The 19,575-nt window shown below is 73.1% G+C and carries 17 protein-coding genes and 2 pseudogenes; 11 read left to right on the top strand and 8 right to left on the bottom strand.

Annotation, left to right across the window (positions count from 1 at the left end; all coding sequences use genetic code 11):
* Positions 1–156 precede the first annotated feature (156 nt).
* Positions 157–993 carry a class II glutamine amidotransferase gene (locus tag AB0F18_RS32110; protein WP_362067012.1) on the top strand — a complete coding sequence of 279 codons (837 nt, stop codon included), beginning with the start codon at positions 157–159 and terminating at the stop codon, positions 991–993.
* A 55-nt stretch (positions 994–1,048) separates the two neighbouring features.
* Positions 1,049–2,272: an aromatic acid exporter family protein gene (locus tag AB0F18_RS32105; RefSeq protein ID WP_362067010.1), complete on the top strand. Its 1,224-nt coding sequence runs from the start codon at positions 1,049–1,051 to the stop codon at positions 2,270–2,272.
* A 24-nt stretch (positions 2,273–2,296) separates the two neighbouring features.
* Here the strand turns inward: AB0F18_RS32105 and AB0F18_RS32100 are convergent, their stop codons facing one another.
* Both AB0F18_RS32100 and AB0F18_RS32095 read right to left on the bottom strand, forming a co-directional pair.
* Positions 2,297–3,115 (bottom strand): M15 family metallopeptidase, encoded by an 819-nt coding sequence (locus tag AB0F18_RS32100; protein ID WP_362067018.1) that lies wholly within the window; start codon positions 3,113–3,115, stop codon positions 2,297–2,299.
* Between the two features lie 174 nt (positions 3,116–3,289).
* Positions 3,290–4,522: a glycosyltransferase gene (locus AB0F18_RS32095; protein ID WP_362067016.1), complete on the bottom strand. Its 1,233-nt coding sequence runs from the start codon at positions 4,520–4,522 to the stop codon at positions 3,290–3,292.
* A gap of 202 nt (positions 4,523–4,724) precedes the next feature.
* On the opposite strand from AB0F18_RS32095, the gene AB0F18_RS32090 reads away from it, so the two are divergent.
* Positions 4,725–5,741: a hypothetical protein gene (locus AB0F18_RS32090; protein ID WP_362067008.1), complete on the top strand. Its 1,017-nt coding sequence runs from the start codon at positions 4,725–4,727 to the stop codon at positions 5,739–5,741.
* 218 nt (positions 5,742–5,959) lie between these two features.
* Here the strand turns inward: AB0F18_RS32090 and AB0F18_RS32085 are convergent, their stop codons facing one another.
* Entirely contained in the window at positions 5,960–6,532 is a 573-nt protein-coding gene (locus tag AB0F18_RS32085) for a pyridoxamine 5'-phosphate oxidase family protein (RefSeq protein WP_362067006.1), read from the bottom strand.
* A gap of 274 nt (positions 6,533–6,806) precedes the next feature.
* Between AB0F18_RS32085 and AB0F18_RS32080 the strand changes: the two genes are divergently transcribed.
* The 7 genes and pseudogenes from AB0F18_RS32080 (at position 6,807) to AB0F18_RS32050 (ending at position 12,803) form a co-directional block, all read left to right on the top strand.
* Positions 6,807–7,484: a macro domain-containing protein gene (locus tag AB0F18_RS32080; protein WP_362067004.1), complete on the top strand. Its 678-nt coding sequence runs from the start codon at positions 6,807–6,809 to the stop codon at positions 7,482–7,484.
* Positions 7,485–7,557: 73 nt separating this feature from the next.
* Positions 7,558–9,198, top strand: coding sequence for an ADP-ribosyltransferase domain-containing protein (locus AB0F18_RS32075; protein WP_362067002.1), 1,641 nt, complete (start codon positions 7,558–7,560; stop codon positions 9,196–9,198).
* 505 nt (positions 9,199–9,703) lie between these two features.
* Positions 9,704–9,772 (top strand): annotated as a pseudogene (locus tag AB0F18_RS32070) (hypothetical protein); the annotation flags it as partial.
* 267 nt (positions 9,773–10,039) lie between these two features.
* Positions 10,040–10,690 (top strand): HAD family hydrolase, encoded by a 651-nt coding sequence (locus tag AB0F18_RS32065; protein WP_362067014.1) that lies wholly within the window; start codon positions 10,040–10,042, stop codon positions 10,688–10,690.
* Positions 10,691–10,721: 31 nt separating this feature from the next.
* The gene (locus tag AB0F18_RS32060) at positions 10,722–11,099 is read left to right on the top strand and encodes a hypothetical protein (RefSeq protein ID WP_362067000.1); all 378 of its coding nucleotides are present in this window, start codon (positions 10,722–10,724) and stop codon (positions 11,097–11,099) included.
* A 160-nt stretch (positions 11,100–11,259) separates the two neighbouring features.
* Positions 11,260–11,952: a triacylglycerol lipase gene (locus AB0F18_RS32055; protein ID WP_362066998.1), complete on the top strand. Its 693-nt coding sequence runs from the start codon at positions 11,260–11,262 to the stop codon at positions 11,950–11,952.
* 242 nt (positions 11,953–12,194) lie between these two features.
* Complete coding sequence (locus tag AB0F18_RS32050; RefSeq protein WP_362066996.1) at positions 12,195–12,803, top strand: response regulator transcription factor; 609 nt, start codon at positions 12,195–12,197, stop codon at positions 12,801–12,803.
* A gap of 75 nt (positions 12,804–12,878) precedes the next feature.
* On the opposite strand, the gene AB0F18_RS32045 is transcribed toward AB0F18_RS32050, so the two are convergent.
* The 3 genes from AB0F18_RS32045 to AB0F18_RS32035 all read right to left on the bottom strand — a co-directional run bounded on the left by AB0F18_RS32045 (position 12,879) and on the right by AB0F18_RS32035 (position 16,831).
* The gene (locus AB0F18_RS32045; protein WP_362066994.1) at positions 12,879–13,364 is read right to left on the bottom strand and encodes a transposase; all 486 of its coding nucleotides are present in this window, start codon (positions 13,362–13,364) and stop codon (positions 12,879–12,881) included.
* Positions 13,365–13,529: 165 nt separating this feature from the next.
* Positions 13,530–14,099: a GNAT family N-acetyltransferase gene (locus AB0F18_RS32040; protein WP_362066992.1), complete on the bottom strand. Its 570-nt coding sequence runs from the start codon at positions 14,097–14,099 to the stop codon at positions 13,530–13,532.
* 1,268 nt (positions 14,100–15,367) lie between these two features.
* On the bottom strand, positions 15,368–16,831 hold the full coding sequence (locus tag AB0F18_RS32035; RefSeq protein WP_362066990.1) for an NF041680 family putative transposase: 1,464 nt from the start codon (positions 16,829–16,831) through the stop codon (positions 15,368–15,370).
* 272 nt (positions 16,832–17,103) lie between these two features.
* Here AB0F18_RS32035 and AB0F18_RS32030 point away from each other — a divergent pair, with 272 nt between their 5' ends.
* On the top strand, positions 17,104–17,496 hold the full coding sequence (locus AB0F18_RS32030) for a protein phosphatase (RefSeq protein WP_362066988.1): 393 nt from the start codon (positions 17,104–17,106) through the stop codon (positions 17,494–17,496).
* A gap of 64 nt (positions 17,497–17,560) precedes the next feature.
* On the opposite strand, the gene AB0F18_RS32025 is transcribed toward AB0F18_RS32030, so the two are convergent.
* Both AB0F18_RS32025 and AB0F18_RS32020 read right to left on the bottom strand, forming a co-directional pair.
* Positions 17,561–19,306, bottom strand: a complete 1,746-nt coding sequence (locus AB0F18_RS32025; RefSeq protein WP_362066986.1) for an ABC transporter ATP-binding protein — start codon at positions 19,304–19,306, stop codon at positions 17,561–17,563.
* A pseudogene (locus tag AB0F18_RS32020) lies at positions 19,303–19,575 on the bottom strand (hypothetical protein); the annotation flags it as partial. The pseudogene AB0F18_RS32020 and the gene AB0F18_RS32025, both read right to left, overlap by 4 nt.

The raw sequence follows: 19,575 nt of genomic DNA, 5'->3' as shown, positions 1-19,575 counted from the left end.
TGTCCGGCCGGAGGTACCGGCCCAACGCGCCGCCCGTGGCGGCCGGGGGCGCCTGGACTACGCTCGAAGAACGTGTGCACCGACGCGACGAGCGCGCCGGACCCCGGCCGCCGGCCGCCCGGCGCGGCCGCGGGCGCGCGGGAAAGGGGACGTGCCATGTGCCGCTGGCTCGCCTACGCAGGAACCCCCGTCCTGCTGGACGACGTGCTGTACAAGCCCGCCCACTCGCTCATCGACCAGAGCCTGAGGTCAAAGCTCGGTGTGGAGACCACCAACGGGGACGGATTCGGCGTCGGCTGGTACGGACTGGAGGGCCACGGGGAGCCGGCCGTGGTCCGCGACGTCGGCCCGGCCTGGAACAACCGCAACCTGCGGGAGATCGCCGCGCACGTACGGTCCCACCTCTTCTTCGCCCACGTCCGCGCCTCGACGGGCACGGCGGTGCAGCAGACCAACTGCCACCCCTTCCGGCACGGCCGCTGGCTGTGGATGCACAACGGCTCGATCACCGACTTCCACCGGCTCCGCCGCGACCTGTGCATGGCCGTGGACCCGGCGCTCTTCTCCGCCATCGAGGGCTCCACGGACTCCGAGGTCATGTTCTACCTGGCCGTGACCTTCGGCCTCGACCAGGACGTGCCGGGGGCGGTGGCCCGGATGGCGGGCTTCGTGGAGAGGCTGGGCAAGGAGCACGGCGTGGAGTACCCGCTCCAGATGACCGTCGCGGTCTCCGACGGCGAGCGGCTCTGGGCCTTCCGCTACTCCACCCAGGGCCGCTCGCGCTCGCTCTTCTACAGCAGCCGCCCCGAGCAGGTCCGCGAGCTGCACCCGGACCTCGCCTTCCTGCGCGGCGCCTCCGACAGCACCCGGCTGGTCGTCTCCGAACCGCTGGGCGACCTGTCCGGCGTGTGGAACGAGCTGCCGGAGAGCAGCTACACGGTCAGCCCCTCAGGCGAGGAGGACTACCTGCCCTTCTGGCCCCAGCCGGTCTGACGCCACCCGGGCCGCGGGGTGTGACCCATGAGGCCCGGGGGGAAGAGGCGAAGGTATGTCCGACCTCGCACGTCCTCCCGTTCCCCCCACCCGCTTCCCGCGCCGGCTGCTGTCCCTCCGCCGGGACCCCGTGGTGGTGCAGAGCGTACGGTCCACCGGCGCCGCGGTGCTGTCGTACGTCGTCGCGCTCCGGCTCAGCAACGAGCCCGCGCCGCTGACGGCCCCGCTCACCGCCCTGCTGGTGGTCCAGGTCACCCTGTACTCCACGCTGACCACCGGGGTGCGCCGCGTGAACTCGGTCGTGGCCGGGGTGCTCGTCGCGATCGGCTTCAGCGCGCTCGTGGGCCTGACCTGGTGGAGCCTCGGGCTGGTCATCCTGGCCTCGCTGGTGGTGGGACACCTGGTCCGGGTGGACGAGTTCATCCCGGAGGTGGCGATCAGCGCCATGCTGGTCCTCGGCGTCACCCGGGTGGCCGACACCGCCTGGGACCGGGTGCTGGAGACCCTGATCGGCGCGGTGGTCGGGCTGGCCTTCAACCTCCTGTTCGCCCCGCCCGTCTGGGTGGAGCCCGCCAGCCGGGCCATCGACGACCTCGCCGCCCGCATGGCGGCGCTGATGACCGGCATGGCCGACGAGCTCACCGGCCGCACCACCGTCGCCGAGGCCGCCACCCGGCTGCACGAGGCGCGCCGGCTCGACAACGACATCGCCGGGGTCGACGCCGCGCTCCGCCAGGCGGAGGACAGCCTGCGCATGAACCCCCGGGTACGCGAGGGGCTGATGTTCCGGCTGGTCCTGCGCACGGGCCTGGACACGCTGGAGATCTGCGCGGTCGTCCTGCGCGTTTCGGCCCGGGCGCTCACCGACCTGGCCAAGGCCCGCGCGGACGAGCCGCTGTTCTCGCCCGCCGTGACCCGGGCCCTGCAGGACCTCTTCGGACACATGGCGCTCGCCGTCCACAGCTTCTCCCGCCTGATCACCGCCCAGGTCACCACGAACGCCGAGGAGCAGGAGGAGCGGCTCACCCAGGAGCTCGGCATGGCCCGCGCGTCCCGGGACCTGCTGGCCCGCCTGCTGCTGGAACAGCTGCACGCCGCGCCCGCGCAATGGCAGCTGCACGGCGCCCTGCTGGCCGACGTGGACCGGGTGCTGGACGAACTCGACGTGGACAAACGGTCCCAGCGGCTCATGGAGGAACTGGACCGCCACTCCCGGCAACGCCACGAACGCGGCGGCCGCGTCCACCGCGCGCTGCGCCGCGCGGGCCGCCGCGGGTGACCCGTACGCCGGTGCGCGGCCCGGTCAGGGGCGGTGCCCGGCGACGGAGCGGCGGGAGACGGGGAAGTCGAAGTAGGTGTCCGGGAAGAGCTCGGGCTTGTGCGTGAAGTGCCACCATTCCTCGGGCAGGTTGACGAACCCCTCAGCGGCCAGCGCCGACTTCAGCAGTTGGCGGTGCGCGCGCGGGGCCCCCTCGATGCGCGGGTCGTCGGTGTGCGACAGGGTGTCGAAACAGTCGAAGCCCGTTCCCATGTCCACGGAGTTGTCCGGGTAGCGCTCCGCCCGCGGCGCGTAGCAGGGGACGGACTCCTGCCCGGGCGCCGGCGGGGGCGCCGGGACCGCCGGGAGCGGGACGATCGTGAGGTCCATGGTGCTGCCGCGGCTGTGCCCGGACTTCTCGGCGATGTAGCCGTCCTCGAACAGGCGTGATTTGTCGACCCGCGGATAGAACTCCGCCTTCCTCCGTTCGTCTGACAGGTCTTCGGCCCACCGCACGAAGTGGTCGACGGCCCGCTGTGGCCGGTAGCAGTCGTACACCTTGAGCGTGTACCCCTGGCGCAGGAGACGTGTCTGCGCCCGGTGCAGGGCCTCGGCCGCCGGCCGCGTCAGGATGCACACGGGCTGCCGGTAGCCGTCGATCCGCTCGCCGACGAAGTTGTGCGCGGACAGGTAGCGCATCTCCTGGATGATCGTGGGGTCGACGGAGTCCAGCGCGACGAACTCCCGGGGCGCCCCGGGCTCCGGAGCGCGGTCGACGGCGGCGGCTCCGGCGCCGGCGGTCGAGGTCGTCGCGAACACGGTCGCGGCGGTCACGGTCACGGCGAGCCGCGCCATCGTCGGCATGGTCATCGAGTTCTCCCTGGGCCTGTGCCGGTCTGCGGACACCGGTCGTCCCCCCGTCTACTGGTCCGCCCCGACGGGAGGTATGCCCCGGCCCTGCGGGTCTGTCCGGCGGAGCGCCCCGGAATGGCGCAGACCGTCACCCCGCACCGGCCGGCCCGTGTCCTGGGGCCCGCCTCAGCGGCACGCCAGTCCTTCGAGCGCGGCGGCGACGGGAGCGACGCCGTCCTCCGCGGCCAGCCGCTCGGCGATGCGACGGGCGCGGTCGCGGTAGGCGGGATCGGTGACGGCCCGCCGGAGCGCGGCACCGAGGGCGGCGGCGTCGAGGCGGCGCAGGGGCACCACCGCGGGGGCGGTGCCGAGCTCCACGAGGCGCGAGGCCCAGAAGTGGGCGTCGAACTGGACCGGTACGGGTACGCAGGGAACGCCCGCGCGCAGGACCGCGCCGGTCGTGCCGGCTCCCGCGTGGTGGACGACGGCCGCCATGCGGGGGAAGAGCAGGGAGTGCGGGACCTCGCCGATGGTGATCACGTCGTCCTGGGCGGCCGAGAGCCCCGCCCAGCCCTGCTGGATCACCCCGCGCAGGCCGGCCGCCCGCAGGGCCGCGACGATGTCGGCGCTGACGCGCCGCGGGTCGGGCGCGGTGGCGCTTCCGAGGCCCACGTAGACGGGGGCCGGGCCGGCGCGGAGGAAGTCCTCCAGCTCCGCAGGGAGGCCGCCGCCGGTGTCGTGGGGCCACCAGTAGCCGCAGACCTCCAGGCCGGGGCGCCAGTCGCGGGGCCGGGGGACCACCAGCTCGCTGAAGCCGTGCCAGACGGGCCAGCCCTGCCGCTCGCGGTCGCGGCGGGCGGCGGACAGGCGGCGCACGGGGAGGCCGTGGTCCGCCGCCAGCGTTCGCACGGCCCGGGTGAAGACGTGGTCGACGGCCGCGACGACGGCGTCACCGCCGATCCGGTTGCCCAGCGGCCCCAGGGAACGGGTGCCGAGCATCGGCGCCGGGAACGCGCGGGTTCCGTGCAGTGGCTGGAGGAAGAGGCCCATGCTGGGCCGGGAGAGGCCCTGCGCGATGGCGTGGGCGAGGGGCGCGACCGTCCCCCCGGCCAGTACGACGTCCGCCTCGCGCGCGGCGCGCAGCAGCCCGGGCGCCATCTCGGGGGCGATCCTGCGCGCCAGTGCCACGGCCCGCAGCAGTTTCGCGGCCCCGGTCCGGCTGCGGTGCAGGTCCCGGCCGCGCGTCGAGTGCAACTCGGCCTTGGGATCCCCGGGTACGGCCCGCAGCCGCACCCCCGACCCGGCCACGAGCGGTGCGAACACGCCGTGGGTCACCAGCGTGACCTCGTGTCCGGCCCGGACCAGTCCGGCCCCCAGACCCGTGTACGGCGCGACGTCCCCGCGCGAGCCCGCCGTCATGATGGCAATCCTCACCCGGTCAGTGTGGCGGCCCGTCCCCGCCCGGCCGCGCGCCCTCGCGGGGCTTGCCCGTAAGTCCTCCGAAACGGCTTGGCCCGGGGCCGCGTTGACGACTGCCGCGAGCCCGGCGTCCGGGACGGGCCCCGGTCCCCGCCGACGGGGCCACCGGCGGCCTATGGCCGGCCGGGTTAGGGTCGCCCGCATGACCAGGACGACCCCACCGCGCCCGCTCGACGTCGAGGCCCTCTTCCCGGAACTCGCGGCCCACCGCGGGACGACCACCCGGCTCCACCCGCGGCCGGGCACCCCGGACGTGTCGCAGAGTTCGGTGGGCGGGCCGGTGCTCTGGCCGGCGCACGAGCCGTGGCCGGTCTGCCGCGAGGCCCACGGCCGTGGCCGCGGGCGGCGCGTCGAGGACGTCCGTCGGGAGCGGCGGATCAGGGCGGCCGCGCACGCGAGGCAGCCGTACGGGCCCCTCACCCAGGAGGAGCGGGAGCTCATGGAGACCCTGGGCCGCACGCACCGCCTGCCCGGGATCAGCGAAACGGACCCCCTGCCCCTGCTCGGAGTGGCGCAGCTCTACCGCCGGGACCTCCCCGACCTGCCGGCCGGGCCGGACGGGTGCGACCTGCTCCAGCTGTTCTGGTGCCCGTTCGACGCCCACGGCCCCAGCCGTGCCGGGATGCTGGTCCACCTGCACTGGCGCAACTCGGCGGAGGTCGGCGAGGTCCTGGCCGTGCCTCCTGTGCCACCGGTCGTCGGCTACCCCGGGTACGTCCCCGAGCCCTGCGTACTGCACCCGGAGCAGGTGGTCACGTACCCGTTCGCCGGGCTCCTGCCCGAGGAGCTGTGCGCCCGGATCGACGCGTGGGAGGAGGCCATGGAAGAGGAGGCCGAGGAGGAAGCCGGCCCGCCCTCCTACCAGTTCGACCTGTCGATCCCGCCGGGCTGGCGCGTCGGGGGCTTCGCCTCCTGGCACCGCACCGACCCCTGCCCGATGGACTGCCCGGACTGCGGGACACCGATGCACCTGCTGCTGACGGTCGACACGTCCGAATGGGACGGGGGGAGCGGGAGCTGGGTGCCGGTCGAGGCGCAGGGCTCCGCCCCGCACGAGTCCGCGTCGCCCACGGCGGTCGTGGTGGGCAACCACGGCGAACTCAACGTCTTCGCCTGCCCCGCCGATCCCGGACATGCGCACCGCTGGAGCATCCAGTAGGGGCTGGCTCCAGCCCGACCGCGGCCACGGCCGCCGCAAGGCCCCCTGGGTCCCGGCCGCCGACCGCGAACTGATGGTGTCCCTCTCCTACCCCGCCGTCGCGGGCACCGGCCCCGTACACGACCCTCGACGAGGCCCGCGCCCCGCTCCTCGCTCCCCGTGCTCGCCGCGAGGTGGTCTTCCAGCGCAGCTGATCCACCGTCGCCGCCGCGGGCGGATCAGCGCCCTTCGGCAGCGAACCGCCAGCGGGTCTGGCTGAACTCCGCACCCCGCCCGAAGCCGAACACGGTACGGGGCGCGACCTCGAAGACCAGCGCACGGCCCGCCTCGTCGCCCTCCTCGGTCGGCGGGGGAGCGGCCGCCGCCGAGGTGCTGTTGAACGCCCCGTCCCGTACCTCGAAGCGCCAGTCCGGCCCGTACTTCGCCTCCCAGGCCGCCGCCAGCCCCGCGAGCCGCTCCTCGTCGCGGACCCGGACCGCCTCGCCCTCGACGACCACGTCGAGACCCTGCCCGTAGCTGTTGGTACCGGTGGTGAGGACGACGTGCGGGTTGACGGCGAGGTTGAGCCCCTTGCGTTCCGCCGGGCCGGTGGCGAAGTGCAGCGCCCCGTCCTTCCAGACGGCCAGCAGCGGGGTGACGTGCGGCCGGCCCTCCGGCCGCACGGTCGTCAGCCAGAAGATCTCGGCCTCCTCCAGGCGGGTGGCGGCCTCCTCCCACGGCGTCGCGGTGGCCCCGGGGGAGCTGTAGCGCGCGTCCAGCTCCGTCTGCGGTTCCGGTGCCTGTTGCGGCATCGCGGACTTCCTCTCGCTTCGTCGGCCGCGGTCGGCGGCAGAGGGACGCGTAACGGTCGTCGCGCCCATCATCGCCCGGCCCGCCACGGCGGACGGCGCCCGGCGGCACCGGGGCAGGGCGGTTGCCACTCGGGTGGGTCAATCCACGCGGGAGGAGCGTCCCGGCACCCGCGGCGTGACGGCAGGTCACCGTCCCCTGTCCACGGCGGCGTTGTCAGTGGTCGCCGATAGCGTCGGGGGTATTGGAAGGGCCGTTTCCCGACAGGAGTGGACGATGACCGAGAACCTTGTGCAGCCCGTGCTCAGGGTGGTGCTGACCGACGTCAACGAGCGCGTGGTGGAGGCCTGGCGGGCCGCCTTCGCGGACACCCCCGGGATCGAGATCCGCAGGGGTTCGATCCTCGACGAGGACGTCGACGCCTGGGTCACCCCGACCAACTCCCGGGGCCGGATGGACGGCGGCGTCGACGCCGCCATCAAGCGGCACCTCGGGGCCGGCATCCAGCTGCGGGTGCAGCGGGCGATCCGCGACCGGTTCGCCGGGACCCTCCCGGTGGGCAGCGCGGTCTGCGTCCCGTCGGGGGCGACCGTCCCGCGCTTCCTGATATCGACGCCGACCATGGTGGAGTCCTCGCAGAACGTGCGGGACACGCTGAACGTGGCCCTGGCGTGCGCCGCGGCCTTCCAGGCCGTCCACCGGCAGAACCGGCGGGCTCCGGGCAGCATCCGTTCGGTGGCACTGGTCGGGATGGGCGCGCAGACGGGCCGGGTGCCCGCCCGCGTCTGCGCCAACCTGATGTGGACCGGCTACACCCTCTTCCACGACCACTGGTTCGAGGACGACGACGTGCTGCGCGCCACGATCACCGCACAGCTCGCCGGGATCGAGGAGGCGCCCGCCACCCAGCGGGTGCGCATCGTGCCGCCGAAAGGGCATTCCTTTCGCCGCTGACACCGCCCACCCCGCCGGCCCGCAGGCCGCCCCCCTCCATCCCACGAGCACGACGACCGGGAGCCCTTCCCCCATGAGCGACGACGCCGTCACCCCGCCCCAGCCCGACGCGAGCGACCCGCTGGCCCTCACCGAACTCTTCAAGGGCGGCGGCGAGCCCTGGCTCCCGCTCCTCAAGCCCGTCATCGAGCAACAGCCCGACGCCGCCCAGTTCATCGGCCAGGGCCGCAGCCCGGAGGTCGTCCCGGTCCGCGAACTGACCTTCCAGGCCCTCAAGCCCCATCCGCCGCACAAGTGGAAGGTCGTCGTCTTCGGCCAGAACCCCTATCCGCGGCCGGAGAGCGCCACCGGCATCGCCATGTTCGACAACACCTTCAACGACTGGAAGGACAGCCAGTTCGGCAGGGTCGTCAGCATCCGCTGCATCATCAAGGCGGCCGCGATGTGGAAGTACGGCATCGTCAAGAAGACCCCCATCGCCGACGTCCGCGCCCTGCTGAAGGAACGGGACACCGTCCAGCCGCCGGAGTGGTTCCAGGCGATGCTCACGCAGGGCGTGCTCCTGCTGAACGCCGCGCTCACCGCCAGCGGAGACGGTGCGATGGGAGCCGACCGGCACACCGCGTTCTGGCGGCCCGTCGCCGAGCGGATCGTCGAGGAGATCCTCAAGGCCAAGCAGGACGCCGACGAGGAGGACCGCAGCGTCGTCTTCGCCTGGTGGGGGGCCCACGCCCGCAGCCTGAAGAAGGCCGTCCAGCGCCTGGAGAAGAAGTACCCCGGCGTCGAGGTCCGGCACATCGACCACGCCAACCCCGCCGCCCAGGGCGACATCTTCTGCGAGGGCGACCACTTCGCCACGGTCAACGACGCCCTCGCCTCGCTGGGCGCCGAACCGGTGGACTGGCTGCCCAGCAAGGGATGGAACCAGAGCGCCGAGGGGGCCGAGGGAGCCTCCGGCGGGGGTACCGACGGCGACGTGGCGGCCCGCATGGGCGCCTTCATCGCGTCGACCATGGAACTGCACCAGCTGTACCTGGAGCGCCTCACCAGCGTCAAGGACGAGGGCCTCGTCCTCCCCGAGATCACCGGAGTGTTCGACACCCCGCTGATGGACTTCCCGGGAGCCGTCGCACCGGTCGCCGAGGTGCTGTCCGGACTCGGCCGCCACATCGACCGCTCCCTGGAGTTCGGCAAGCGCCGCGCGGACGAGACGGCCGGCGCCGGGCAGCTGTCCGCCGACGCGATCGCCGCCCTGTACCTCTACACGTGCGAGTCCGCCTTCTACCGCGAGATCAACGCCGTCCTCCGGTCCCCGGACCGGACCAGGGTGGTCCCCTACCTCCCCTACCTGCGGCTGCTGTTCTCGGCGGTCTCGGAGCTGCCCGCCCACACCCGCCCGCTGTGGCGCGGCGTGTCGCTGGACCTGAAGGCCCAGTACCCGCTCGGCCGGACGGTGACCTGGTGGGGCGTCTCCTCCTGCACCTCCGAGCTGAGCGTGGCCCGCGCCTTCCTGGGGAGCCGCGGCAAGCGGACGCTCTTCGAGGTGACCCCCTCCCGCGCGGTGGGCATCCGCAGGTTCTCGGCCTTCACCGGCGAGGAGGAGTACATCCTGGCACCGGGCACCCAGCTCACAGTGACGGACGTCAAGACGGAGCGCGGCGGACTGTGCACGGTCAGACTGACCGAAGCGGAGGCAGGCCCCCTCGTCTCCTGACGCCACGGGCCGGCCCCGGGTGACCCCACCCCGACCGGGGTGGGGTTTGCCCCAACAGCGGAGAGCGGCACACACATGGGGCTCCGGCGGAGCAGGCGCGGCCGCAGCGGCACCCCGTCGCACCCGGCCGGGCCCGCCGCGGCCTCCGGCTGGGCCTCGTCCCCGCCCCGCTGACCTCCGGTCACGCCCCCCAGCGCGGCGAAGTGGTCCTCGGCGCGGCCCCCGCGGGCCGGCCGGCCGCGGCCGTGGGGGAGCGGGTCCGGCCGGACACCCCCGCCGGGGTGCGGGAGTTCCGGGCCTCCGGACACACCGCCGCCTCCGGGGCCCGGTTCGCCGACACCGAGGCCCCCGCGCTCCCCGGACACCCCGACGCCCTCGCCCTCCTCCCCGCCCCCGGGACCGGCACCGACGCCCTCGCCACGGCGGGCCCGTTCCGCGGTCGCCGACGCCCACGGCCTCGCTCCTCGGCGGCTTCGCGGCCGTCGCCGCCGCCCGCACACGGGTCATGACCGTCCTGGACCGCCGCCAGGCGCTGCGCATGCTCCGCCTGATTGGCGCCACCCGCCGCCAGGTGATGCACATGCTGTGCGGGGAGGCGCTCCTCATCGCCTGCTCGGGCCTGGCCCTGGGGGGCGGCCATCGCCCCGGCCATCCTCTTCCCGCTGACCCGCGCGCTGACCGGCGAGGCCCCCACTTCCCCTCGCGGCGGGGCTCCTCGCCCCGGCCCTGGCGGCCGCGGTCCTCCCGGCACGCCGCGCCCTGCGCCCGGCCGGGCCGTGGACCGGCGGACCCACCGAAGCGGACGGGGATCATCCGGCCGGGCCGGGCCTATGCTGCGGAGATGATCAAGCCGATTGAGCTCGTGATATTCGACTGCGACGGGGTACTGGTCGACAGCGAACGCATCGCCGCCCGCGTCCAGGTCGCCCTCGGCGCGGAGCTCGGGTGGCCGCTGACCGAGGAGGAGGTCGTCGACCGTTTCATCGGGCGTTCGCACGCGGCCATCCGCGAACAGGTCGCCGCCAGGCTCGGCGAGGAGACGGCCGCGGTCTGGTCCGAGCGGTTCGAACGGCTCCACCGCGAGGCCGTGGACGCCGGACTCGCCCCCGTCGAGGGCCTGCCCGAGGCCCTCGGCGCGATCAACCTGCCGACCTGCGTGGCGTCCAGCGGCTCGCACGAGAAGATGCGCCACACCCTGGGCCGCACCGGCCTCCACGCGCACTTCGAGGGCCGCATCTACAGTGCCGCCGAGGTCGCCCGCGGCAAGCCCGCCCCCGACCTGTTCCTGTACGCCGCCCGGCAGATGGGCGTCGACCCGGCGGCCTGCGCGGTGGTCGAGGACAGCCGCCCCGGGGTCCTGGCCGCCCGCGCCGCCGGCATGCGGGCGTTCGGCTACGCCGGCGGACTCACCCCGCCCGAACGCCTCGAAGGCCCCGGCACCACCGTCTTCCACGACATGCGCGAACTGCCCGCCCTCCTCGCCGCATCCTGACCGGCGGGCCCCGCCGCGTATCCTCGGCCGCATGCCCCGCTCTTCGAGGAAGCCCCGCCGCCTCGTGGCCGACGGCCGTACCTATCTCTGGACGCTCCGCCACGGCCACCGCCTACTGGAGGACGGCGGCTGCCGCAAGACCCTCACCCTGCGTCCGCACCCGCCGGGCACCGGCGGCCTGCTGCGCCTCGTCTTCGACGAGGGCCCCGGCCGGTACGTCGCGGGGTACACCGCGGGGTCGGGAGAGGTGGGGGCCGTCGGCGTGGGCGCACTGAACCTGCACGAACCGGGCACCGTGCGGTTCCTGCTCGACACGGCGCTGGCCCGCGGCTGGGACCCGGGGGAGAGGCGGGAAACGCAGGCCGACGGCTGGACCTTCCTGGAGGCGGCAGTCATCGCACGGGGCTGAGGCCGATGTGGCCCCGCCCCGCTCGGCCCGCCGGGTGACGGTACGGTCCGCCGGGTGACGGGCCCGCCGAAACGTTCCTCGGGTGAACGGCCGCGGCCGGACGGGTGAGGTCCCCGGTCCGTGCTCCGGGCCGGGGAGGCGGGGCCGCTACAAACGGGCCGTGAACGCACCGATGCTCCGCTGCCTCCCCGCCGCCCTGGCCGCTCTCGCCGCCTGCGCCGTCCCGGCCGCGGCCGCCCCCGCCGCCCCTTCCCTCCCCGACCCGGTGGTCTTCGTGCACGGCTGGAACAGCGACGGGACCATCTGGAACACCATGGCCGGGCGGTTCCGTTCGGACGGCTGGCCCGCCGACCGCCTCTACCAGTGGACCTACCCGACCTCCCAGTCCAACGCCACCACCGCCTCGCAGCTGGCCTCCGTCATCGACCGGGTCCTGGCCTCGACCGGAGCCGCCAAGGTGGACGTCGTCAGCCACTCCATGGGCTCCCTGTCCTCGCGCCACTACCTCAAGAACCTCGGCGGCGACGCGAAGGTGGACGCCTGGGTCTCCCTCGGCGGACCCAACCACGGTACGGACATGGCCCGTTGGTGCGGCGGACCCTCCTGCACCGAAATGCGTCCGGGTTCCGCGTTCCTCAAGGCCCTCAACACCGGCGACGAGACGCCCGGACCCACCCGCTACGCCACCTGGTGGTCCCCCTGCGACGTGATCGTCACACCCAACGAGAGCGTCGTCCTCACCGGTGCGGTGAACACCCGGACCCCGTGCCTGCAGCACCCCGCCCTGCGCGAGGACGCCGGGATCTACCAGGAGGTCAGGGAGCACATCAGCGGCGCCGCGGCACGCAAGTAGCCCGCTCCGGAGGGAGCATGCGCCCGGAATCGGCCCTACCGCTTCCTTTCGCCGACACGGGATCCCCGCCGTCGCGGCCGCAGCTGCGGAGGGTGGGGCGGGTGTGGCGGCCGCCGGGACCGGCCGGGACGGGGACGGCCTTCGGCCACGATCGCCCGTACGCCCGCAGCGGAGACGTTCCTCCCCGATGGTTGCTGGGCACCCGCTTGGTGCCCAGCGATCACCATGTGAGGAGAGCCCCGATGACCAAGGTCCTCGTCCTGCACAGCGTCAGCATCGTGAGGTCCGCACTCGCCGCCCTGCTGAGATCCGAAGGCGGCTTCGACGTCGCCTCCGCGGGCTGGCGGACCGCCGCACGCCAGGCCGAGTCCTTAAAACCGGACGTGACCGTCGTCGACCTGGACTGTCCGGGCGCCTCGGCCACCCTCGGCGCCGGCGCCGGCTCCGCCGGCCCGCTGCCCGAGTCGTCGCCCGCGCTGCTGGTGCTCGCCACGCCGGGCGCGCCCGGCTCGTTGCGGCGCGGTGTCCGGGCCGAGGCCCGCGGGTACGTGGACAAGGACGGCTCGCCCGGCCGGCTGGTCCGGGCGGTCCGCAAGGTCGCCGCCGGGGAGCGGTTCGTCGACGCCTCCCTCGCCTCGGCCCTGCTGGACGCCGACGTCGTGCCGCTGAGCCCGCGCGAACTGAGCGTGCTGGCCAGGGCGGCGGAAGGCGACTCGATCGCGGAGATCGCCCACGCCCTGCACCTCGCCAGCGGCACCGTGCGCAACTACATGGCCGCCGCCACCCGCAAGACGGGCGCCCGCAACCGGATAGACGCCATCCGGATCTCGCAGAAGGCCGGCTGGGTCTGAGAGCCTGTGAACAAACTGATCATTTAGGGTGCTTGGCGGTGGTGGAGCGTGCCAGTCTCCGGGCCATGAGCATGATCATGGCCCACTTGACCATGGCTTCGTGGTGCTCGGGTCAGCGTTCGTAGTCGCGTACGCAGCGGCGCCGCTGGAAGATCCGCGACAGCGTTCGCTCTCCGCCGCCCGCACCGACTGCGAGTCGATGATCGCGGTGGTCGGATCCGCCTCCCGGTCCTCCGCCCGGCGTACTTGGTCGCGCAGGTCGTTGTGGACCGCGTCGACATCGCCGTCCTGGTACCACCGGGTGAAGACCACGTGCACTGTGCGCCAGGGCGGGAAGTCACAGGGCAGGTTGCGCCACTTGCAGCCGTTGTCGGCGATGTAGAAGATCGCGTCGATGATCTGCCTGCGGCAGTACTCCTCCGGGCGCCCGCCGTTGCCGTCCAGCCACGCGGGCCAGGGCATCAGCGGCTCGATGACCTGCCACTCCCCGTCTGTGGTGTCCGAGGTGTAACGGCGCGGGCGGACAGGGTGCCGGGCTCCGTGTCCCCGGCGGCAGGCCACGCAGGGGCACTGGTTTTCCTGATCCGGGGTGACAGTGGCAGGAGCAGGCGCGTACCACGGCACGACAGGACCACTTGGTGGAGCCCGGCTTCGACACCGCTGTTGCTGCCAAGAGGTCCTGGCCTTTCGGGTCACTTCGCCGGTTCCGCCCTTAATCGCTCTGCATCAGTTGGTCGTGTCCCGCCGCGTGGTGTAGCCCGTGGGCATCTCTGCGGGGGTCCGGTACAGCACACACTGGCGAAGCGGCCCCTCGGGCACGCTCGGATCCTCGAAGTCATCGGCCGGGTCCCGGGTCATGCCGATCCGGCGCATCACCGCCTGGGAGCGAAGGTTGTTGACGGTCGTCGACGCAACGATCTCCGGCAGCCCGAGGGCCTCGAAGCCAAAGGCCAGGCAGGCCAGGGCGGCCTCGGTGGCGTAACCGTGACCCCACGCCGAACGTATCAACCGCCACCCGACGTCCACCCCCGCGAACGGCATGTCCTTGCCCACCTCGTCCAAGCCGGCGCGGCCGATGAACTCACCGGTCTCCCGTGCTTCGAGCGCCCACCACCCAAAACCTCGCTCGTCGAACTCGGCCTGCATGAGTGCCACCGTGGCATCGCTTTGCTCCCGCGTCAGCAGTTCCCCCAGGTGTTCCCGAACCTCGGGATCGGCGTTCATCGCCGCCCACGGTTCGAGGTCAGACTCCCGCCACCGGCGGAGCAGGAGACGATCGGTACGCAGTTCCGGCATGCCGCCCAGCTAACGCCATCACGATCAGGGTGTCGATCGGTTATGCCGCGCCCTACGGTGCTCGCCAGCGCCAGCCCCCTGCACAGATCTTCACGGCCTACACCACGCGGCGGGACGCCATCGATCAGTTTGTTCACAGGCACTGAGCTTGTCGTTTATCGTTCGTCGCCTCCATCGGGGGCGCTAGCTGGTCCGATGGGTTGACGTTGCCGCGAGGCATCACGGCCCTTGCACCCGTGATCGACATCATGTCGGGGCGTGGTCCGAGAGGGCGCATCGCACATCGTTCGATCCGCCTTCAAGAAGGAGCGGCGTAAATGAGCCCCGAAAACAGGACTAGGTCAAGCCTTGGCCCGCTGCCCAGGCGGAGCAGTTGGCTGACTGGCTGCACCTTCGCCTCGCTTGCCCTGGTGTTGGTCGGAATCGCCAGCCCCGCGCTCGCCGCGGCCCAGAACATCCAGGCGACCGAGACAGTGACCACGGCTGACCCGCACCCAGGCGGGAACGACGCCTGCAGGCCGCACGGGCCCCACCATGGCATGCCGGGGGCGGACATCCTGGACGACGTGCTGGGCGGTGACGGGTGCGAGCACAGCGGCCAGTCGGGTCCCACTGGTCCGACGGGCCCGCAGGGTCCCAAGGGTGACACCGGTCCGACCGGAGCCACTGGTCCCACGGGTGCGACGGGTCCTGCCGGCGGAGGCACGGGCGCGACGGGTCCTGCCGGCGCGACCGGTGCCACGGGACCGACCGGCCCCAAGGGCGACCCCGGTGGCATCGGCCCGAAGGGTGACACTGGCCCGCAGGGCATCCCCGGTGCCACCGGACCGACCGGCCCCGCTGGCAGCGGGGCAGGAGCAACGGGACCGACCGGACCCACAGGACCTCAAGGTCAGCCGGGTACACCAGGTACCGCCGGGCCTCAGGGCGCGACCGGCGCCACTGGCGCCACTGGCGCGACGGGGGCCACTGGCGCGACAGGGGCTACCGGTGCCACTGGAGCGACCGGCACAGTCAGCACCACGGAAAGGCGTGGAGACCCTTCTTCCACACCGGCGGGTACGGCAGGGACAGCCACAGCCGTCTGTCTACCGGGCCAGACGGCCGTCTCCGGTGGTTTTGAAACGGCTGCCGGCGTCATCCCCTTCATTTCTGAGCGGGGCACCACCAACACCAACAATGACACCTGGTTTGTCCGGTTCTACAACCCCACCTCCGTCGAACAATCTGCCATTGCCGTCGCATATTGCTCATCGTAAGCTTATTCTTTATGGTCTGATCTGGTCCCGTTCGATGATGCTCGGGCGCCGGACGGTTTTGCCGACGTCGTAGCGGGTGGCCGGCTGCTGGTTTTTCGAGCCGAGGGGCCTGCCGGGACCCGGGCGTGATGGTTTCGGCGCACGGGCCGGACAGGGCAGGGCCGGGCGGAGGTTTCTGAACCCCCGGCGGACCCGGGCCGGAGTGAGCCTGTTCGGCTCCATCGGCCGCTCCCAGGGTCGGCGGGCGTCCTCGGCGAGCGGCCGTGCGAGCCATAGCTGGGTGTGCGCGACGATGATCAACCACGTCCACCGGTCTGCTGCCGGGGTGCGGAGCTTCGGGCGGGTCCAGCCGAGGGTCTGCTTGATCATGCGGAACGTGTGCTCCAGGTCGAAGCGTCGCAGGAACGCCTGCCAGCGCAGATCGACGTCGGTGCCGGTCATTGCGGTGGCGGAGGACCACAGCCACACGGGCAGGGGATCTCCGCCACCTGGCAGGTGGTCTACTTCCAGGCGGATCAGCGTTCCTTCGATGATGGGAAGTTCGCTGTCGTGGTCGATCCAGGCAGAGCGGGTGGTGAGGCGGGGGTGGAGACGGTCCCAGGCCATCGCTTGTGCGGTGCCGTAGCGGCCGGTGACCTGGACGGTCGTCGCGTCGGGTTCGCTCCAGGTCTCGGGCTTGGCGAACCGGAACTCCTTGCCGTGCTTCGGATACCGCCCGCCCCGGGGATAGGCCTGGGAGTACTCCAGCTGGGTGGGCGTCGGCCGGCGCATGACGCGGTCCGAGCGCATCCGCCCCAGGACCTCGACGGGCAGTCCTTCGAGGAGGTAGGCCATGCGCGGGACGTCGTAGCCGGCATCGAAGACGACCAGGATGTCCGAATCGCCTTCGCACCAGCGTCCGCCGGCGATCAGGTCCTCGACGACACGGCGGACCTGGAGCGCGGTGACCTCGGCGACGTCGTCCTCCGAGCCGAGCCGCACCGCGTCCAGCAGCTGGCACCAGGATGTACGGCCGCTCTCCAGCGCGGCGACGAATGAGTACGGCCAGCCCGGGATCATCAGGTGCTGGTCCCGGCCCCGGCCGAAGGTGTGGCAGAACAGTCTGTCCGCGCTGCACTCGGCGTCCGGCCGCAGCCAGTTGCTCACATCGACGGCCAGGACGAGCCGGTCGTCGGCCGCCTTCGGCTGCGGCACCGCGGCGAGAGTCCGCCGCAGCCGGGCAACGTCGATGCGACCGTGGTTCAAGGCCGCGTACAGGGCGCCGTGGCCGCGGCGATGCTCGGCCAGCAGCGTCAAGTCCACCGGCGTCCTCACCGGCCCGTCCGCGCACAGCATCGCGTCGGTCAGCTCGAACAGTTCGTCACGGTGCGCGGTCAGACACGCATAGAAGTCGCTCCGGAAGCGTGACGCTTCCGCGAACGCTTCCCGTTGGGCATCAAGTTGCGGCACGCTCGTCCCTACGGCCTTCGTCATGGCTCGGTGCAATCCTTGGTCGGAGCACAGAATCGGGCGAAGGCTGCTCGCGTATCTGGAGGATCCCAAGGTGGGGGACCAAGTTCGACGGGCGTTCGAGCCGTGTGGTGGGTCGAGGGGGCTGACCGCGTTGTCTCGGCAGAGAGGGACGCAAGTGAAGACACGTCACAAGGACCGCGGCGTGCCAGAGCCACATGCCCCCTGGAACGAGATCATGCCAGGGCTGTGGATGGGCGGTCACCACTGGACCGGCCTCGGGGGAAAGCCGTCCAGTGGTCGTCGGTAAGGAGTTCGGCCTGGTCATCAGCCTGTACACCCGCCCCGGCCACGGACCCAACCCTGACATCGACCACCTGGTCGCCGATATTCCTGACGGCCCGCTCGTCGCCGCACAGATCCACACGGTCCAGCAGCTCGCCTGCACCGCCGCCAGGGCCGTCCAGGACGGGCGCACGGTTCTGGTTCGCTGCAACGCCGGCTACAACCGCTCCGGCCTGGTCATCGCGCAGACGCTCATCGACCTCGGCCACGAAGCGCCGACGGCCGTCGACCTCGTCCGACAGAAACGATCCCCCTCGGCCTTGAACAACAGGCTCTTCGAGGAGTACCTCAACACCGGCCTCGGCGTCGCCTATCTACTCGCCGACCTGGACACGCTCACCTGACCCGATCGAGGTTAAAGAACAAGCTGAGACGTCGTCGGCCTCCGAGGCGTCAGCGACGGCCTGTTCACCCCTGGGCGTTCCACACCCCCACCAACTCCCGGTACAGGGGTGACCTGGCCGGGAGGTCCGCATGCGTGCCGTGGACCGCACGGGTCCCGTCCAGTACGAGGACCCGGTCGGCCCGGGCCGCGGAGGAGATGCGGTGGGCCACGACGACGAGCGTGCCGGGGCGTCGGGCGAGCGCCCGTTCCGCGCGTTCCTCGGCCCGCGGGTCGAGGTGGCAGGTGGCCTCGTCGAGCAGCAGCAGCGGCGCCGGAGAGAGGTAGGCGGCCGCGAGGGCCAGTTGCTGGCGCTCGCCCTGGGAGAGTGCGGACGGGTCGACCGGCGCGTCCGGGCCTCCCAGCCGGTCGACCAGGCCGTCCATCCCGAGGGCGGCCACGGCGTGTTCCAGCCGTTCGTCCGGCACCGGCCCGGGGCACAGGTGGCCGAGGTTCTCGCGGACGGTACCGGTGAAGACGTACGCCTGCTGCGGCAACAGGGTCCGCCTGGGGTCGGGGCCCCGGGCGGGGCCGCGGCCGGCCGGAGCGCCGGCCAGCAGGACGGTGCCCCGGTCGGGTGGGAGGAGCCCGGCCAGCAGTGCGGCGAGGGTGGACTTGCCGGTACCGCTGGGCCCCACGACGGCCAGGTGCTCCCCTTCGCGCAGGGCCAGGTCCAGGCCGTCGATCACCGGCTGCGCATGGGGCCCGTACGCGAAGCGCACCCCGCGCAGCTCGGCCGCCGGGGCCGGCCGTCCCGGCGCGGGCTGCCTCAGCTCCGGGACCGGGACGGGGGGTTGCGGCGGGAGCGGCTGCGGGGGGCAGAAGCGGTCCAGGACCACCAGGAGCCGGGTCCCGGCGGACCCCACCGCGCCCATGAGGGCGTCGAGCGCGGGCAGCAGCGACTGGACCAGGTAGGTGAGCGCGGCGGCCAGGGCGCCCGTGCTCAGCCCGCCCCCGATCAGCCAGGGCGCCCCCAGCAGCAGCGCGACGACGGGCAGCCGGCCCGCCACCCCGAGCGTCAGGGTGCGTACGGCGGCCCAGCGGGCCAGCAGCCGCGTCAGCCGTTCCTGATCGGCGATCAGCAGCTCCAGACGGCTCCCCGCCTCGGCCCCGCCCCCGCAGGCGACCACGTCCCGCAGGCCCGCCGCGAGTTCGCCGGCCCGTGCGGCCAGTGCCTCGTCGGTGTCCAGGGCCCGCCGCTGCACCCGGGCCATGGGGCGCAGGGTCAGCAGGAAGCCGGCCGTGCCCAGGAGCAGGGGCGGCAGGACGAACAGGAGCAGCACCGGCGCCAGTGCGGCCATGCCGGCCAGGGCTCCCGCCGCCGTGAAGACGAAGGACCGGGCGACGAGGACCAGCCCCGCGAAGGAGTCCCGGGCCATCTCGGTCTGCTGGGTGAGCCGGGAGACGGCCCCGGAGCGGGCGGCCCGCGCCGGATCGGTGACGGCGTCCTCCAGCGCCTGGCGCACGGCCCGGCGGACCAACCCGTCCCGCAGGGGTTCGACGAGGTCCGCGAGCCCCGAGAAGACCCCGCGCAGGGCGAGTCCGCCGAGGAGGGCGCCGGCACCGGCCGCGGCGAGCCAGCCGATGCCCGTGCCGGGCCGGTCGGTGAGGAAGCCGTCGTCGAGGGCCCGGGCCACGGCGTACCCGCCGAGGAAGGTGTGTGCGGACTCCAGCAGGGACCACAGGACCAGGGCACCCAGCGCCCGCGAGCGGCCACGCAGAAACCGCCGCCCCTCGGCACCGACCCGCCGCCATGCACCAAACTCACTCACCGAACCACCGCCCGCCCGCCCGCTGCGCCGCCCAGCCTGCTGCCTGGCCGGTCGCCTGGCCCGTTGCCCGCCCGGGCGTCCAGCGCAGCGGCTGGCCCGTGACCGGCCCCGTCGCGCAGCGTGTCGCCCAGCTTGCCGCCGGGCTGGTTGCCTGGCCGGTCGTCTGGCCTGTCGCCGGAACGGTCGCTCGGCTGGTAGCCCAGCCCGCCGGCCGGCGCATGGCCCAGCCTTCCGCCTGGCCGGTCGCCCGGCCCGTTGCCCGCCCGGGC

It is taken from the genome of Streptomyces sp. NPDC029216, assembly GCF_040648015.1.
In the GTDB taxonomy this organism is placed as follows: domain Bacteria; phylum Actinomycetota; class Actinomycetes; order Streptomycetales; family Streptomycetaceae; genus Streptomyces.
The sequence above is the reverse complement of the archived record's forward strand: the minus strand, read 5'-3'. Positions and strand labels throughout refer to the sequence as shown.